Origin of the sequence: Halorubrum sp. PV6, assembly GCF_003990725.2 — an archaeon.
Lineage (GTDB): Archaea > Halobacteriota > Halobacteria > Halobacteriales > Haloferacaceae > Halorubrum.
Genome location: NZ_CP030064.1, coordinates 1,150,300 through 1,163,847 on the forward strand (window position 1 = coordinate 1,150,300; position 13,548 = coordinate 1,163,847).

Consider the following 13,548-nt stretch of genomic DNA (forward strand, 5'->3'; position numbering starts at 1 on the left):
TACAACGGTCGGGTTCGGGGTCGCCTCAGTCGGCGACCGTCTCGTGACCGGCCTGTGCGTCCTCGGCGAGCGGCGTCACGATCTGGTAGGCCGCGTACAGACCGAGCACCGCGATGCCGGCCAGCACGAGCCCCGTCCGCAGCTGCGGCGTGAACAGGGGGGACGCGATCACGTCGCCCGCCTCGTTGGTCACCGGGACCGGGCTGAAGGGTTTGCCGGCGAGGGTCTCGATGAGCCCCATGCCGGCGATCCCGAACAGCATCAGTCCCGCGCTCAGCGCCATCGCCGCTTTCTCGATGATGTCTGTCATTTGATGTCACCTCTTAACCGAGCAGGTACCGGAGCTTCGGGTGCTGTTCGACGAACGACAGCTTCTCGATGACCGCGTCGAGGCCGTAGTACCGGCCGGCCGAGAGCATGATCATGGTCATCATCAGCAGCAGACCCATGAAGTCGCTGTTAACCAGCCCGTGACCGAAGCCGGCGTTGCCGACCCAGAACAGGACCATGAAGATGACCCCGCCGAAGGCGGCCAGCCGGGTGAACGCGCCCGCGATCAGCGCGAGCCCGATCAGCGTCTCGAAGAGGGGCACCCCCGGCTCGATGAGCCACGCGAGGTTGTTCCCCATCCAGACGGGAATCCCGCCCAGGGCGGTGCCGGTCATCCCCTGCATGTATGCCGTCCCGTAGGTGAACGACAGCCCGTTCTCGATCACCTTCGTGATCCCGGCGTGGAAGAACCACCACCCGGTGACGACACGCAGGAAGGCGATCCAGTACGCCGCCCACGGGCCGTCCAGGGCGAACTCCACTTCGTCGACGAGGGGGTTGCTCGATTGGTATGACATTGTCGTCACCTTACGGTTGAACGTTGGACTGGGATGTACTTATGAACCCAAACGGCTTTTGAGCGCCTGAAAACGCTTCTAAGCTGGCGGAAACGGCCCGCGATACTGTGGGATTTTAAGTATCGATGAGGGGCGCCGTCAACGAGAACACGGAACGTTTATCAGAACAGTTCGGCCTACGTGTAGATGCGTCAGCGACGGACGCACCCGCGCGCGCCGGTGGTCTAGTGGTAGGACCTGAGCCTTCCAAGCTCATGGCCCGGGTTCAAATCCCGGCCGGCGCATCCTCTCGCACACTACGAACGAGGAGCGACAGCGACGAGTGAGTCCGTGCAAGAGGATGCGCCAAGGGGTTTGAACCCTATCAGTCGCGCGCAGCGAGCGGTGCGAGGTGCGAGCGAAGCGAGCACCTCGACGGCGAGCGAGCACGTCTGATTCCGGTTCAAATCCCGGCCGGCGCACTTCCGACTGACTTCGTCAGTCGACGTTTGCTTCGCTTCGCTCAGCAAACTCCCTTCGGTCGTGCGCCGCCCGTACCCTCGCTCGCTCACGCCGTTCGCTCGCGAGGGTCCCGGCCGGCGCATTTCTCGAACAGCTCGTTAGGGGTCGATAGCGTCACCCATCATCCGAGGAATCACAGACTCGCGCCGCCGTCGACCCACACCGTCTCGCCGGTGACGTATCCCGCGCCCTCGGAGGCGAGATAGAGGTACGCAGCGGGGAGGTCCTCGGGCGTCCCAGCGCGAGACGGGAGCCCGCCGGTGTCCGCGATTTCGCTCGCCTCCTCGGCCCAGCCCTCCCGAATTTCGGTGGCGATCGGTCCCGGCGCGACCGCGTTCACTCGGATCCCGTGCCCGTCGAGTTCGAGCGCCGCGCTGCGGGTGAGCATCTGGATGCCGCCCTTCGTCGTCGCGTAGTGCGAGTGGTCCCACTCCGCGCGCTCGGCCGTCGTCGACGACGTGTTCACGATCGCACCCTCGACGCCGCGGTCGATCATGTCTTTCGCGGCCAGTTGGGTGCCGAAGAACGCGCCCCTGAGGTTGACGCCGTGGACGAACTCGAAGTCCTCGGGCGTGACGTCGAGGAACTCGCGACTGCGATGCACCCCCGCGTTGTTCACCATCACGTCGACCCCGCCGAACTCGCGGGCGGCCTCGATGGCCGTCTCGATCTGTGCCGGCTCGGAGACGTCGGTCTCGACGAAGGCGGCGGCCCCGCCGCGCTCCTCGATCGCCTCGTGGGTGGGCGTCTCGGCGCCGACGTCTTTCGGCGTCGCTCGCACGTCGGCGTTGATCACGGTCGCCCCGGCGTCGCCGAACCCGAGCGCGACCGCGCGACCGATCCCGCTCGACCCGCCCGTGACCACGACCGTCTCGTCGGCGAAGTCGGCGTCGATGGTTCCCATACCGTCGCTCGGAGACACCGGATCAAAAAAGGCCGGTATCGAGGGGTCGCGACCGGTGCCTGAGCTCTCTCGAACGAACTCGGGACGGCGCGCTCAGTCGTCGTCGGCCGCGGGCGGCTCCGCGTCGGCTTCGGCGCTCGCATCGGATCGCGGTCCGCCGGCGTGGCCCTCGTGAGCCACCGCGGTCGCCATGAGCTCCGGCGAGATGGCGGGCACCTCGTCGGCGGCGACCGGGCCGTCGCGTTCGATCTCGTCGGCGGACCGCGGGAACTCTCGGAGCTCCTTGTGGATCGCGAGCCCCGCCTTCGCGCCCTGCCCCATCGCGACCGGCACCTGGTTGTGGCCGGGCGTGATGTCGCCGACCGCGAAGACGCCCGCCTGGCTGGTGCGGCCGTGGTCGTCGACGTCGATCTCGCCGCCGTCGGTCAGATCGCAGCCGAGCCCCTCCGCGAGCGCGGTGTTGTAGTCGGAGCCGTACATCGGGAAGCCGCCGCGGTACTCGCGGCGGGTGCCGTCTTCGAACTCCAGCGCTTCGAGCCAGCCGGAGTCGGGGTCGTTCTCGACGCCCGCGATATCCTCGGTGACGATATCGACCGGGTGGGCGTCGAGTTGGGCGGCGGTTTCTTCGCTCCACGTCGGCTCCGCGCCGCGAGTCAGGATGTCCACGTCGTCGGTCATGTTCAGCATGATCATCGCGACGTGGGCGGCGGCCTCGCCGTGGCCCATCACGTACACCGGCTCGTCGACGAACATGTAGGCGTCACAGTGGAGACAGTAGTGGAGCCCCTTGCCGGTCCGGGGCAGCGGCGGGTCCGGGCGCTCGTCGGAGAATCCCGTCGCAAGGACGACGCGGTCGGCGACCAGTTCGGTGTCGCTCGTCGAGAGTCGGAAGCGGTCGTCCTCGGTGCGCTCGATGTCGGTGACGAACCCGCGCTCGAAGGTGCCGCCGTACGACTGGACCTGCTCGCGGCCGGTCGCGAGGAACTCGTTGCCGGACACCTCCTCGGTGACGCCGATCACGTTGTGGGTGTCGGCCATCATCGCCGCGCGCCCGCCGCCGCGATCGATGAGCACCGTTTCGTGGCCCAGTCGGGCCCCGTACAGGGCGGTCGTCAACCCGGCCGGTCCGCCGCCGACGACTGCGACCTCGTACTCGGTTTCGGACGAACTCATTACACACGGATACGCGTCGCTGCGGTTTAAATGAAGTCGTGCTGTGCGCGCGGCGCGACCATCCCGTGGGCGGTGTAGGATCGAGCCGCGAGTCCCGTGCCGACGTAAAATATCGTTGCCTCGTTTCGAGCGCTCGGCGGGAGACGCGTCGGTCTCGTCGAGCGCAGGAGCGGCAAGAAGTTTATTACGAATAAACCCGTCCGGTGTGGCAGTGTTCTCGCGACTCGCCGCCGCCGTCGGGTTCCTCGTCGTCGGCGCCACCGCCGACATCGCCTCGACGTACGTCGCCATCTCTGGCGGCCAGTACGTCGAGGGGTCCCCGGTCGGCGCGGCGTTCATCGCGGCGTTCGGCCTCGTGCCCGGCATGGTACTCACCAAGGCCGCGGGGATGGTCCTCATCGGCGTTCCGGTCGCGGTCGCGGGCGGGACGCGCCGCCTCGTCGCGACGCTGATGTGTGCCGGCGTCGGGGTCCTGTCTCTCGCGACCGCAGCGCGGAACGTCCTCCTCGTCGTCGGCGTCTGGCCGTGAAATAACATCCGTCCGCGGGCGCGACCCGACGCACCGTCACTCGCCTTTATAAAGCCTCGCGGCCGTTCGCTCCGGGAGCCCGGCGTCGGCGACCGCCTCGCTCACGCGGTCGACGTCGTACGCGACTCGGCGGAGGTCGACCTCGTCGCGTTGGGTGTCGAGGACGGCGTACCCCGCGTCCGGATCGCCGTCGCGCGGCTGGCCGACGCTCCCCGGATTGACGACGACGCCGCCGGCGACCGCGCGCGTCCCCTGGACGTGGGTGTGCCCGAGGACGATTCCGTCGTACTCGCCCATGTGTCGGTCCAGGTTCGGGAACTCCTCCGGGTAGACGTAGGCGTCCTCGCGCTCGGCCGCCGGGTGGGAGTGGACGAGGAGGTACCGCCCGCCGGCGAACGTCTCGGCGCGGGGGAGCCCGTCGAGCCACGCGCGCTGGTCGGCCGACAGCGACGCCTTCGCGTGTTCGAGGCCGGCCTCGGCCATGCGGTTCGCCCGGTACCTCTCGGGCGTTTCGACGGTCCGGTCGTGGTTGCCCCGCACGGTCGCCACGGCGGCGTCGCGCACGCGTTCGACGCACTCGGCCGGCCAGGGATTGTACCCGATCACGTCGCCGGCACAGACGATCCGGTCGACCGCCGGCATGTCGTCGAGGACGGCTTCGAGCGCGGGCAGGTTCGCGTGCACGTCCGAAATGAGTCCCACCTTCATCGAGTCGGGATACGGGACCGACGCCCGAATAGGTTCGGCCGAGACGGGGTTCGGGAGGATGGTAAGTTCGGGGGCGTCGGTGCTGTCGACGATGTCTCAGCAGCCGCCCGTGGGTCGGCAGCGATCGCCTCCAAAGCGCAGCCAGCACGGCAGCCGCACCTCACGCCACCTTCGTCGACACCGCGATTCCGGAGCCGACCGGGAGGATCGCCGTCTCGACCGCGTCGTCGGAGCGCACGGTGCCGACGTACTCCCCGATCCCCCGCGTTTCGCCGTCGACCTCGGGGTCCGGGAGGGGCGCGCCGTCCTCGAAGTGCGCGACGAGGTCGCCGAAGTCGATCGGTCCCCGCGTAACGTTGTCGGCGACGATCACGCCGCCGGTCCGGACCTTCGGGAGGACCGCGCGGTAGGCGTCGACGTAGCGGCCCTTCTGGTGGTCGATGAGCGCGATGTCGAAGGGGCCGTCGTAGCGCTCGACCGTCTCCATCGCGTCGCCCACCTCGAAGGTGACGCTGTCGGCGTAGCCGCCGTCGGCCGCGAACCGGACGCCGCGCTGGGCCTCCGACTCGTCGAACTCCGTGCAGATCACCGACTCGGCCCCGCCGCGCAGGAACCACGTCGCGGAGTAGCCGAAGCCGGACCCGAACTCGAAGACGCTGCGGGCGTCGGTGAGCCGAGCGAGCAGCCGGAGCACCGCCCCCGCTTCGGGGCCGATGATGGGGAACCCCCACTCGTCGGCGAGTTCGGCCATCTCCGCCTGCGTCGCGGTGTGTTCCGGCGCCGTCGCGGCGAGGAAGCGCTCGGCCGGGTCGGAGAGAACGTCCATGTCCGCGATTGGACCGCACGACACTTGAAACCGGTCGCTGGCGGCCGGGACGTGTCCGCCGGTGTGCGGACGCACCGCGGGGTGAGCGTCCGTCGGCGACTGGGCAATGTCACCACGACCGCCAACTGTTAAGTCCCGCTCGGGCGACCGATCTGATAATGTACGATCCTGAGGAACTGGACGCGATCAGAGACGCCAAGGAGTCGTGGGAGTCGGGGACCTACGGCGAGACCGTCGATCGCTTCGGCGAGCGCAAGGAGTCGTTCACCACCGACACGGGCGGCCAGGAGGTCGATCCGCTGTACACCCCCTCCGACGTCGCCGACCACGACTACCGCGAGGACCTGGGGAATCCGGGCGAGGAGCCGTACACGCGCGGCGTCTACTCGACGATGCACCGCGGCCGGCTCTGGACGATGCGACAGTACGCCGGCATGGGGACCGCCGCGGAGACGAACGAGCGGTTCAACTACCTCATCGATCAGGGCTCGTCCGGGCTCTCGATGGCGTTCGACCTCCCGACGCAGATGGGGTACGACTCCGACGCCGCGATGGCCGAGGGCGAGGTGGGGCGCTCCGGCGTCGCCATCGACACCTTAGACGACTTCGAGACCGTCTTCGAGGGAATTCCGCTCGACGAGGTCTCCACGTCGATGACGATCAACGCCCCCGCCGCCGTCCTGCTCGCGATGTACGTCGCAATGGGCGACGAGCAGGGCGTCCCCCGCGAACAGCTCCGCGGGACCATCCAAAACGACATCATGAAAGAGTACATCGCGCGGAACCTCTACATCTATCCGCCGGAGTCCTCGATGCGACTCATCACCGACATCTTCGAGTTCTGTGCCGCCGAGACCCCCAGTTTCAACACCATCTCCATCTCGGGGTACCACATCCGCGAGGCGGGGTCGACCGCGGCCCAGGAGATCGCCTTCACCCTCGGCAACGGGATCGAGTACGTGCAGGCCGCGATCGACGCCGGCCTCGACGTCGACGAGTTCGCCCCGCAGCTCTCCTTTTTCTTCAACGCGCACAACAACATCTTCGAGGAGGCCGCGAAGTTCCGCGCCGCCCGGCGGATGTGGGCGCAGATCATGGAAGAGCGGTTCGACGCGCAGAACCCGAAGTCGAAACAGCTCAAGTTCCACACCCAGACCGGCGGCTCCACGCTCACCGCCCAGCAGATCGAGAACAACGTCGTTCGCGTGTCGTATCAGGCGCTCGCGGCGGTCCTCGGCGGGACCCAGAGCCTCCACACGAACGGGAAAGACGAGGCGCTCGCGCTCCCGACGGAACAGTCCGTTCGCACCGCGCTCCGCACCCAGCAGATCCTCGCGCACGAGTCGGGCGCGGCCGACACGATCGACCCGCTCGCCGGCTCCTACTACGTCGAGAACCTGACCGACGGGATCGAGGAGGACGCCTTCGAGATCATCGAGGAGGTCGACCGCCGGGGCGGGATGCTAGAGGCCGTCAAGAGCCAGTGGGTCCAACGGCAGATCCAAGACGTCGCCTTCGAGCGCCAGCGCGAGATCGAGGATGGCGACCGGGTCATCGTCGGCGTCAACGAGTTTGAGGTCGACGAGGAGCCGGAGATGGACCTCGAAGAGGTCGACCCGGAACAGGAGCAGAACCAGCGCGAGCGGCTGGAAGGGGTCAAAGCCGACCGCGACGGCGACGCGGTCGACGACGCGCTCGCCTCGCTCCGCGAGGCCGCGCAGGGCTCGGCGAACGTGATGCCGCACATCGTCGACGCCGTGAAGGCGTACGCGACCGTCCAAGAGATATCCGACGTGCTCCGCGAGGAGTTCGGCGAGTACAAGCCCGGCCGGTGAGCCGCCTCGGGGCCGAACCCCGAACGCTCGGCCCGCTCAGACCGTAGACGGTCGGCGCGTCGCGAAGCGCGCTCAGTTCGCGCCGCGGACGACGTGCCCGTATTTTAAGAGGGCGACGAACACCGCGCCGCCGAAGGCGTTGCCGACCGTTGCCAACGCGAGGAACCCGACGTAATCGACCATCGTGATCGCGTCCGAGACGACCAGCCCGAACAGCACCTCGACGTTGCCCGCGATGGAGTGCGGGAGGTGTAAGAGCCCGATCGTTCCGGTGACGATCAACACGAGCAGGATGCGGGCGGTCGTGTCGCGGGCCGCCGTCACGAGCCACGCCAACAGCCCCATCAGCCAGCCGGCGAAGACGCCGCCGACGAACAGCCACGCGAGGTCGTGATCGACGAGTTTCAGCGCGATCGTCTCGAACGACTGCGGGTCCACGACGCCGAGTTCCGGCATCAGCAGGGTCACGAGCAGCGTGAACAACACGCCGCCGACGATGTTCCCGACGTACACCAGTCCCCAGAGCCGGGCGAGCTGGCGGGCCGAGGCCTGCCTGTCGAGGACCGGGATCACCGCGAGCGTCGTGTGTTCGGTGAAAAGCTCCGAGCGCCCGAGAATGACGAACATGAAGCCGATAGAGTAGACGCTGGCGAGCAGCAGTTCGGTCGTGAGATCGCCGAACGTCCCCGGCGAGAGCGTCAACACGACCGCCATCATCAGCGGTCCGAATCCGATGTCGAGGCCCGCGGACAGCCCCGAGAGCAGCAGTCCGGACCGCTCGCGGTTCATCTCGTGGAGCCCGCTCTCGAGCAGCGAACCGAGGATGTTCCGCGACGACATCTGCTCTGTCGCGTCGGATTGTGAGTCGCTCACTGGTCTGTGTCTGTCCGGACCTTCGTCGGCAGCCACCCAAACCTTTGGATACCGGCGGGGCCCGCGCCGTCGCCCGCTCGGTTGTTATAAGTCACCGGCCGCGGAACCGACAGCCATGCGTTTCGACCACGTCGGCGTCGCGACCCGCGACGCCGCCGGCCTGACGGAGCTGTTCGACGGCCTGCTCGACGCGCCCGTCGCCCACGAGGAGACGTTCGACGGGATGTCGGTGGTCTTCCTCGAACTCGACGACGGCGGCTACTTCGAACTGTTAGAGCCGACGGAGGGCGGCGCCATCGCCGACTACCTCGACCGCGAGGGGCCGGGGATCCACCACGTCGCGCTCGCGACCGACGACATCGCCGGCGCGTTAGACCGGGCCCGTGACCGCGGTATCGACCTCGTCGACGAGACGCCTCGCCCCGGCGCGTGGGGCCACGAGGTGGCGTTCCTCCACCCGCGCTCGACCGGCGGGATCCTCGTCGAGTTCGTCGAGCACTGATCGGGTCGATCCCCGGACCGCGCCGGCGACCGATTTAACCGCCGGCGGACCGACCCTCGCCCGTGTTCCGTGACCTCTCGCGCCCTATCGAAACGGGGATGCCGACGTACCCCGGCGACCCCGCGGTGACGCTCGCGCCCGACGCCACCCACGAGTCGGACGGGTACGCGACGAGCGAACTGCGGGCCGGCACCCACGCCGGAACGCACGTCGACGCGCCCCGCCACACCCTCCCCGAGGGCGAGACGGTCGACGCGGCCGACCCCGGACGCTACGTCTTCGACGCGATGCTGGTCGACTGCCGCCCGCTGGACCCGCGAGAGCCGATCGAGCCGGCGGCGCTCCCCGAACCTACCCGGTTCGACGCCGAGGACGCCGGCGAGGACGCGCCCGACCTCCTCGTGCTCCGAACCGGGTGGGCGGCCCGCTGGGGGACCGACCGCTACCGCGACCACCCGTACCTGAGCGCGGGCGCCGCGGCCCGCTGCCGCGAGCTGGGCGCCGGCGTCGGCCTCGACACGTTCGGACCCGACCCGACGCCGTCCGCGTCGGACGCTGGCGGCGACGAGCCCGCCGGCACGCCCGCTCACGACGCCCTGTTAAGCGACTCGCTGCCGATCGTCGAGAACCTGTGTGAACTCGACGGACTGCCCGAGCGGTTCCGGCTCTACGCGTTCCCGCTTCGGCTCCGCGACGGTGACGGGTCGCCGGTGCGAGCGGTCGCCGAGTGGCGCGCCGACGCCCCCGAGTAGCCGGCGACTGCCGACCGGGACACAGACCAAACCCGTTTTATGCGTCGGCGACGAACCGCGACTCAAGGTCGATATCCATGGAAATGCCACGTCGTTTCAACACGTACTGTCCCAACTGTGACTCCCACCAGGAGCACGAAGTGGAGAAGGTTCGATCGGGCCGGGCGACCGGAATGAAACGCGACGCGCGGCAGCGACGCCGCGCCCTCGCGACCATCGGCAACGCCGGCGGGTACTCGAAGGTGCCCGGTGGCGACAAGCCGACGAAGAAGACCCACCTGAAGTACCGCTGCGGCGACTGCGGCAAGGCCCACATGCGCGAGGGCTGGCGCGCCGGCCGGCTCACGTTCCAGGAGTAAACATGGCGGGAAGCTTCCACACCGTCGCCTGCGGCGACTGCGAGAACGAACAGATCGTCTTCGGCAAAGCCTCCTCCGTGGTCTCGTGTGCGGTCTGCGGCACGACGCTCGCGACCCCGACCGGCGGGGAGGCCGAGCTCCACGGCGAGATCGTCGACACCGTTGAGGCACGGTAACCGCCTCACAAACCCCGTATGAAGTACAGCGGCTGGCCCGAACCCGGCGAACTGGTTGTCGGCGACGTCGACGAGATCGCCGACTTCGGCGTGTTCGTCGACCTCGACGAGTACGAGGAGAAACGCGGTCTCTGTCACATCAGCGAGGTCGCCTCCGGCTGGATCAAGAACGTCCGCGACCACGTCCGTGAGGGACAGACGGTCGTCGCGAAGGTGCTCGACGTCGACGAGTCGTCGAACCAGATCGATCTCTCGATCAAAGACGTCAACGAACACCAGCGCAAAGACAAGATCCAGGCCTGGAAGAACTCGCAGAAGGCCGACAACTGGATGCTGATCGCGCTCGGTGAGGACGTCGACGACGACCGCTACACCGCGGTCGCCAACGCGCTGCTCGCCGAGTACGAGTCCCTCTACGACGCCTTCGAGGCGGCCGCGATCAGCGGCGAGGAGGCGCTCGACGACATCGACATCGACGACGAGGCGCTCGACGCCGTCGTCGAGGCCGCCCGCGACAACGTCTCCGTCCCGTACGTCGACGTGACCGGCTACGTCGACTTAGAGTCCCCGGCCCCCGACGGCGTCGACGACGTGCGCGAGGCGCTCTCCGCGGCCGAGGGCAACGGCGAGGTCCCGGACGGCGTCGACCTCGAAGTCGGCTACGTCGGCTCGCCCGAGTACCGGATCAAGGTCCGCGCGCCCGACTACAAGACGGCCGAGGACCAGCTCGAGGCCGCAGCCGAACGCGCTCGCGAGGCCATCGAGGCCACGGGCGGCACCGGCGCGTTCCACCGCGAACGGCACGAAGACGACGAGTAACCGACGCGAACGCCCGCCCTTTTACCTGTGAAATCCGACATCCGCGTCTGCGCGAACTGGGAGACGACCCACGACCGACCGGTGTACGCGCTCGGCGACCGCTGTCCGGAGTGCGACGGGCCGACGGCGAACAGCGCGCCGGCACCGTTCAGTCCTGAGGACCCCTACGGGGAGTACCGACGCCGGGCGCGTCGTCGAGAGTCGTAACCGCGCGTCGGTGGCGAGCCGGTTCGCGGCCGTTTCGACGACTCCCCCGTCCGACGCCGGAATAGCCACCCTCTTGTGACCGCCGCCCGGACGGATCCGGTATGGACGACATCGAGATCGACGAGGTCGCGACGCCGACGCTCGACGACCCCGTGCTGATCGAGGGGCTGCCGGGCGTCGGGCACGTGGGGAAACTCGCGGCCGAACACTTACTGGAGGAGTTCGACGGCGAGCTTGTTCGGCGCGTCTACACCACCGAGTTCCCGCCGCAGGTGAGCGTCGACGGCGACGGCGTCGCGGAGCTGACCTGCGCCGAGTTCCACGCGGTCGAGACCGACGGCGCCGACCTGCTCGTGTTGACCGGCGACCACCAGGCCGGCTCGAACGCGGGCCACTACACGCTCACGACGACGTTCCTCGACATCGCCGAGGAGTTCGGCGCGACGCGGGCGTTCGCGCTCGGCGGCGTGCCGACCGGCGAACTCGTCGAGGAGTACACCGTCCTCGGCGCGGTCTCCGACGGCGACCTCATCGAGGGGTTGGAGTCGGCCGGCGTCGAGTTCCGCCCCGACGAGCCGGCCGGCGGTATCGTCGGCGTCTCCGGGCTCGTCCTCGGTCTCGGCGGTCGCCGCGGCTTCGACGCCGCCTGCCTCATGGGCGAGACGAGCGGCTACCTCGTGGACCCGAAGAGCGCCCGCGCCGTCCTCGAAGTGCTCGCGGCTCGCCTCGAGTTCGACGTGGGCTACGAGAGCCTGGAGGACCGCGCCGAGGAGATGGAAGAGGTCGTCGGGAAGATCCGCGAGATGCAGGACGGGCCGGCGGTCCCCGACGACGACCTCCGGTATATCGGGTGACTTCGGTTCGACCCGACGCGTCGTACCGCCGCATCCGGCACTGATAAACCGGTCCCAAATTATCGTTCGTGTATGACCGACGTACGCGTCGCCGGAGTCGGCCTCACGCAGTTCGGTAGACACCCGGACCGAACGGGCCGCGACCTGTTCGCGACGGCAGCGTTGCGCGCGTTCGAGGACGCCGGCGTCCCCCGCGAGGACGTAGACGAGTTGAACTACGGGAACTTCATGGGCGCGCTCGCAGAGCATCAGGGCCACCAAGCCCCCCTGATGGCCGAAGCCGCCGGCGTGAACTGCCCGTCGACCCGCTACGAGGAGGCGTGCGCGTCGGCGGGGGTCGCCGTCCGCGAGGCGGTTCGGACCGTGCGCTCGGGCGAGGCCGACGTGGTCCTCGCGGGCGGCATGGAGCGCATGACGAACCTCCCGACCGAGGAGGTGACGGAGGGGCTCGCCATCGCCGCCGACGACCTGTTCGAGGTGCGCGCCGGCGTGACGTTCCCCGGCGCGTACGCGCTGATGACGACCGCCTACTTCGACCAGTACGGCGGGTCGCGCCGCGACCTGGCACACGTCGCCGCGAAGAACCACGCCAACGCGGTCCCCAACGAGTACGCCCAGTACCGCGAGGCGGTGTCGGTCGAGGAGGCGCTCGACGCCCCGCCGGTGGCGGAGCCGCTCCACCTCTACGACGCCTGCCCGATCACGGACGGCGCGAGCGCGCTCGTGATCGTCTCCGCGGAGTACGCCGCCGACAACGACGTCGACGCCCCCGTCGCGGTGACGGGGACCGGACAGGGGACCGACCGGATGGCGCTCGCCGACCGCGAGTTCCTCGCGCGCACCCCGGCCGCCGCCGACGCCGCCGACGCGGCCTACGCCGACGCCGATATCGGTCCCGCCGACGTCGACGTGGCGGAGGTTCACGACTGTTTCACCATCGCGGAAGTCCTCGCACTGGAGGCGCTCGGCTTCGCCGACCACGGCGAGGGGATCGGCGCCGCCCGCGACGGCCTGACGACCGCGGACGGGGACCTGCCGGTGAACCTCTCGGGTGGCTTAAAAGCGAAGGGGCACCCGGTCGGCGCCACCGGCGGCTCGCAGATCGCGGAGTTGACCCGGCTGTTGCGCGGCGATCACCCGAACAGCGAGCGCGTCGCCGACGCCGAGGTTGGCGTCGCCCACAACGCGGGCGGGACGGTTGCCAGCGCGGTCGTCCACGTGCTGGAGGTGGCGGAATGAGCGCGCCCGCGAGCAACGGGGGCCACGACGCGTGGCTCGACGCGCTCGCGGACGGCGAGGGGTACGCCCTCGTCTGTCCGGACGGCCACGGGTCGCTCCCGCCGCGCCGCGTGTGTCCGGAGTGCGGGGCCGACTCGCTCACGGAGGAACCGCTCGCCGAGACGGGGACGGTCGAGACCCGGAGCGTCGTCCACGTCGCCGGGCCGCGCTTCGCGGCCGACACCCCGTACGTCACCGCCATCGCCGACTTCGGCCCGGTCCGGCTCACGGGGATCGTCCGCGGGATCGACCCCGAAGCCGACGCCGTCGCGGTCGGCGACCGACTGACGGCGACCGTCGAGGAGCGCGGGGGCGACGGCGACCCGCTCGTCGCCTTTCGACCGGCCGCCGACGAGTAGCGGGCGGGAGCCGGGTCGGCGATCACGCGATGTTCGAAGTGACAG

At 69.1% G+C, this 13,548-nt stretch carries 18 protein-coding genes and 1 tRNA gene; 12 read left to right on the forward strand and 7 right to left on the reverse strand.

The features are described 5' to 3' along the window. Nucleotides 1–25: 25 nt before the first annotated feature. Complete coding sequence (locus DOS48_RS19440; protein ID WP_127117318.1) at nt 26–310, reverse strand: hypothetical protein; 285 nt, start codon at nt 308–310, stop codon at nt 26–28. Nucleotides 311–323: 13 nt separating this feature from the next. Further along, nucleotides 324–848: a DoxX family protein gene (locus DOS48_RS19445; protein ID WP_127117319.1), complete on the reverse strand. Its 525-nt coding sequence runs from the start codon at nt 846–848 to the stop codon at nt 324–326. 213 nt (nt 849–1,061) lie between these two features. Between DOS48_RS19445 and DOS48_RS19450 the strand changes: the two genes are divergently transcribed. Then, nucleotides 1,062–1,132: transfer RNA gene (locus DOS48_RS19450), tRNA-Gly, on the forward strand. 350 nt (nt 1,133–1,482) lie between these two features. Here DOS48_RS19450 and DOS48_RS19455 read toward each other — a convergent pair. Both DOS48_RS19455 and DOS48_RS19460 read right to left on the reverse strand, forming a co-directional pair. Next, the gene (locus tag DOS48_RS19455; RefSeq protein WP_127117320.1) at nt 1,483–2,253 is read right to left on the reverse strand and encodes an SDR family NAD(P)-dependent oxidoreductase; all 771 of its coding nucleotides are present in this window, start codon (nt 2,251–2,253) and stop codon (nt 1,483–1,485) included. A gap of 93 nt (nt 2,254–2,346) precedes the next feature. Further along, entirely contained in the window at nt 2,347–3,426 is a 1,080-nt protein-coding gene (locus tag DOS48_RS19460; protein ID WP_127117321.1) for an NAD(P)/FAD-dependent oxidoreductase, read from the reverse strand. A 211-nt stretch (nt 3,427–3,637) separates the two neighbouring features. On the opposite strand from DOS48_RS19460, the gene DOS48_RS19465 reads away from it, so the two are divergent. Next, on the forward strand, nt 3,638–3,955 hold the full coding sequence (locus DOS48_RS19465; protein WP_127117322.1) for a hypothetical protein: 318 nt from the start codon (nt 3,638–3,640) through the stop codon (nt 3,953–3,955). A gap of 36 nt (nt 3,956–3,991) precedes the next feature. On the opposite strand, the gene DOS48_RS19470 is transcribed toward DOS48_RS19465, so the two are convergent. Further along, nucleotides 3,992–4,663: a metallophosphoesterase gene (locus tag DOS48_RS19470; protein WP_127117323.1), complete on the reverse strand. Its 672-nt coding sequence runs from the start codon at nt 4,661–4,663 to the stop codon at nt 3,992–3,994. A gap of 160 nt (nt 4,664–4,823) precedes the next feature. Continuing rightward, a complete protein-coding gene (locus DOS48_RS19475) occupies nt 4,824–5,489 on the reverse strand; it encodes an O-methyltransferase (protein WP_127117324.1) in 666 nt (221 codons plus the stop codon). A gap of 158 nt (nt 5,490–5,647) precedes the next feature. On the opposite strand from DOS48_RS19475, the gene DOS48_RS19480 reads away from it, so the two are divergent. Beyond that, nucleotides 5,648–7,324 (forward strand): methylmalonyl-CoA mutase, encoded by a 1,677-nt coding sequence (locus tag DOS48_RS19480; protein ID WP_127117325.1) that lies wholly within the window; start codon nt 5,648–5,650, stop codon nt 7,322–7,324. A 72-nt stretch (nt 7,325–7,396) separates the two neighbouring features. On the opposite strand, the gene DOS48_RS19485 is transcribed toward DOS48_RS19480, so the two are convergent. Beyond that, a complete protein-coding gene (locus tag DOS48_RS19485) occupies nt 7,397–8,197 on the reverse strand; it encodes a formate/nitrite transporter family protein (protein WP_127117326.1) in 801 nt (266 codons plus the stop codon). A gap of 115 nt (nt 8,198–8,312) precedes the next feature. Here DOS48_RS19485 and mce point away from each other — a divergent pair, with 115 nt between their 5' ends. The 9 genes from mce to DOS48_RS19530 all read left to right on the forward strand — a co-directional run bounded on the left by mce (nt 8,313) and on the right by DOS48_RS19530 (nt 13,503). Next, a complete protein-coding gene (gene mce, locus DOS48_RS19490) occupies nt 8,313–8,699 on the forward strand; it encodes a methylmalonyl-CoA epimerase (protein ID WP_127117327.1) in 387 nt (128 codons plus the stop codon). A gap of 62 nt (nt 8,700–8,761) precedes the next feature. Further along, nucleotides 8,762–9,451: a cyclase family protein gene (locus DOS48_RS19495; RefSeq protein ID WP_127117328.1), complete on the forward strand. Its 690-nt coding sequence runs from the start codon at nt 8,762–8,764 to the stop codon at nt 9,449–9,451. A gap of 77 nt (nt 9,452–9,528) precedes the next feature. Then, nucleotides 9,529–9,810 (forward strand): 50S ribosomal protein L44e, encoded by a 282-nt coding sequence (locus tag DOS48_RS19500; RefSeq protein ID WP_008004085.1) that lies wholly within the window; start codon nt 9,529–9,531, stop codon nt 9,808–9,810. 2 nt (nt 9,811–9,812) lie between these two features. Further along, nucleotides 9,813–9,986: a 30S ribosomal protein S27e gene (locus tag DOS48_RS19505; protein ID WP_127117329.1), complete on the forward strand. Its 174-nt coding sequence runs from the start codon at nt 9,813–9,815 to the stop codon at nt 9,984–9,986. A gap of 18 nt (nt 9,987–10,004) precedes the next feature. Further along, on the forward strand, nt 10,005–10,805 hold the full coding sequence (locus DOS48_RS19510) for a translation initiation factor IF-2 subunit alpha (RefSeq protein ID WP_127117330.1): 801 nt from the start codon (nt 10,005–10,007) through the stop codon (nt 10,803–10,805). A gap of 27 nt (nt 10,806–10,832) precedes the next feature. Continuing rightward, the gene (locus DOS48_RS19515; protein WP_127117331.1) at nt 10,833–11,012 is read left to right on the forward strand and encodes an RNA-protein complex protein Nop10; all 180 of its coding nucleotides are present in this window, start codon (nt 10,833–10,835) and stop codon (nt 11,010–11,012) included. Nucleotides 11,013–11,113: 101 nt separating this feature from the next. Next, complete coding sequence (locus DOS48_RS19520; RefSeq protein ID WP_127117332.1) at nt 11,114–11,866, forward strand: proteasome assembly chaperone family protein; 753 nt, start codon at nt 11,114–11,116, stop codon at nt 11,864–11,866. Nucleotides 11,867–11,938: 72 nt separating this feature from the next. Next, complete coding sequence (locus DOS48_RS19525) at nt 11,939–13,105, forward strand: thiolase domain-containing protein (protein WP_127117333.1); 1,167 nt, start codon at nt 11,939–11,941, stop codon at nt 13,103–13,105. Next, the gene (locus tag DOS48_RS19530) at nt 13,102–13,503 is read left to right on the forward strand and encodes a Zn-ribbon domain-containing OB-fold protein (RefSeq protein ID WP_127117334.1); all 402 of its coding nucleotides are present in this window, start codon (nt 13,102–13,104) and stop codon (nt 13,501–13,503) included. Before DOS48_RS19525 ends, DOS48_RS19530 begins: the two co-directional genes overlap by 4 nt. Nucleotides 13,504–13,548: the final 45 nt, after the last annotated feature.

Excerpts from the sequence above, each read along its gene's own strand:
- DOS48_RS19440 (WP_127117318.1), bottom strand. The coding sequence starts at position 310 with ATGACAGACATCATCGAGAAAGCGGCGATGGCGCTGAGCGCGGGACTG.
- DOS48_RS19445 (WP_127117319.1), bottom strand. The coding sequence starts at position 848 with ATGTCATACCAATCGAGCAACCCCCTCGTCGACGAAGTGGAGTTCGCC.
- DOS48_RS19455 (WP_127117320.1), bottom strand. The coding sequence starts at position 2,253 with ATGGGAACCATCGACGCCGACTTCGCCGACGAGACGGTCGTGGTCACG.
- DOS48_RS19460 (WP_127117321.1), bottom strand. The coding sequence starts at position 3,426 with ATGAGTTCGTCCGAAACCGAGTACGAGGTCGCAGTCGTCGGCGGCGGA.
- DOS48_RS19470 (WP_127117323.1), bottom strand. The coding sequence starts at position 4,663 with ATGAAGGTGGGACTCATTTCGGACGTGCACGCGAACCTGCCCGCGCTC.
- DOS48_RS19475 (WP_127117324.1), bottom strand. The coding sequence starts at position 5,489 with ATGGACGTTCTCTCCGACCCGGCCGAGCGCTTCCTCGCCGCGACGGCG.
- DOS48_RS19480 (WP_127117325.1), top strand. The coding sequence starts at position 5,648 with ATGTACGATCCTGAGGAACTGGACGCGATCAGAGACGCCAAGGAGTCG.
- mce (WP_127117327.1), top strand. The coding sequence starts at position 8,313 with ATGCGTTTCGACCACGTCGGCGTCGCGACCCGCGACGCCGCCGGCCTG.
- DOS48_RS19500 (WP_008004085.1), top strand. The coding sequence starts at position 9,529 with ATGGAAATGCCACGTCGTTTCAACACGTACTGTCCCAACTGTGACTCC.
- DOS48_RS19505 (WP_127117329.1), top strand. The coding sequence starts at position 9,813 with ATGGCGGGAAGCTTCCACACCGTCGCCTGCGGCGACTGCGAGAACGAA.
- DOS48_RS19510 (WP_127117330.1), top strand. The coding sequence starts at position 10,005 with ATGAAGTACAGCGGCTGGCCCGAACCCGGCGAACTGGTTGTCGGCGAC.
- DOS48_RS19520 (WP_127117332.1), top strand. The coding sequence starts at position 11,114 with ATGGACGACATCGAGATCGACGAGGTCGCGACGCCGACGCTCGACGAC.
- DOS48_RS19525 (WP_127117333.1), top strand. The coding sequence starts at position 11,939 with ATGACCGACGTACGCGTCGCCGGAGTCGGCCTCACGCAGTTCGGTAGA.
- DOS48_RS19530 (WP_127117334.1), top strand. The coding sequence starts at position 13,102 with ATGAGCGCGCCCGCGAGCAACGGGGGCCACGACGCGTGGCTCGACGCG.